1 protein-coding gene is annotated in these 1,251 nt (G+C 50.2%); it reads left to right on the top strand.

Features of this window, described 5'->3' with window-relative positions:
* Positions 1-56: 56 nt before the first annotated feature.
* Positions 57-1,251 (top strand): IS256 family transposase (locus tag ACVBEJ_RS14525; RefSeq protein WP_447130354.1); only part of this gene is annotated, 1,195 nt, incomplete at its 3' end.

The following is a 1,251-nucleotide window of genomic DNA, read 5'->3' as shown; positions in this document are numbered from 1 at the left end:
GGTAGTGTTCATAAATCTGTGTCATTTCCTTACACTGAAAAATCAGGAGATGACTTATGTCCAAAGAAATCAACTTCGACGTCAATGAAGCCCTTGCTGCCCTGCGCGCAGGCAAGGATTTAAACGGCAAAGACGGCATTCTCACGCCGCTTATCAAGCAACTGACTGAGGCCGCATTGCAAGCTGAGCTGGAGCAGCATCTGGATCAAGAAGCTGCTCCAAATCGCAAGAACGGTTCCACACCCAAGACGATGAAAACGCCCTCTGGCGATTTTGAGCTGAACACACCCAGAGATCGCACTGGCACCTTCGAACCTCAGATCGTCAAGAAAAACCAGACTCACCTCACCGACGAACTGGAGCGCAAAATCCTATCACTTTATGCGCACGGCAACAGCTACCAAACCATTCGTGAGCACATCCAGGACATGTACGACATGTCCATATCCAATGGCACTCTAAACGCTATTACCGACAAGCTGATTCCTGAGTTCAACAGCTGGCGGGAGCGTGATTTGGACTCGGTGTATCCCATTGTCTGGCTGGATGCCATCCACTACAAGATCAAAGAAAACGGCCGCTTTGTCAGCAAAGCGCTTTACACCATCCTGGCTCTGAACATCGAAGGCAAGAAAGAGCTGCTGGGACTCTATCTATCCGATGCTGAAGGCGCGCACTACTGGCTCAGCGTGCTCACGGACCTGCAAAACCGGGGAGTCAAAGACATCTTGATTGCCTGTGTAGACGGACTTACAGGCTTCCCTGAGGCCATTGGCAGCATTTACCCGGATACTGAGGTGCAGCTGTGCATCGTCCACCAGATACGCAACTCCATCAAATACGTGGCCTCCAAGAATCAGAAGTCGTTTATGGCTGATCTTAAAACGGTGTACAAAGCGGCCACTCGCAATGCTGCTGAAACGGCTCTGGATGAGCTGGAGGCCAAGTGGGGAAAACAGTATCCCATTGTGCTGCGTTCCTGGCGCAACAAATGGGAGAATCTGTCGGTTTACTTCAAGTATCCGGAAGATGTGCGCAAAGCCATTTACACCACCAACGCCGTAGAAGCTGTGCACCGCCAATTCCGTAAACTGACCAAAACCAAAGGCGGCTTTGCCAATGAGAATAGTTTGTTGAAATTACTCTATGCTGGCGTCATCAACGCTTCGGAAAAATGGACACACCCCGTTCAAAACTGGAATCTGACGTTGTCGCAAATGGCGATTCATTTTGAAGGGCGGTTAGATGGAG

It is taken from the genome of Porticoccus sp. GXU_MW_L64 (assembly GCF_052983295.1).
The sequence above is the reverse complement of the archived record's forward strand: the minus strand, read 5'-3'. Positions and strand labels throughout refer to the sequence as shown.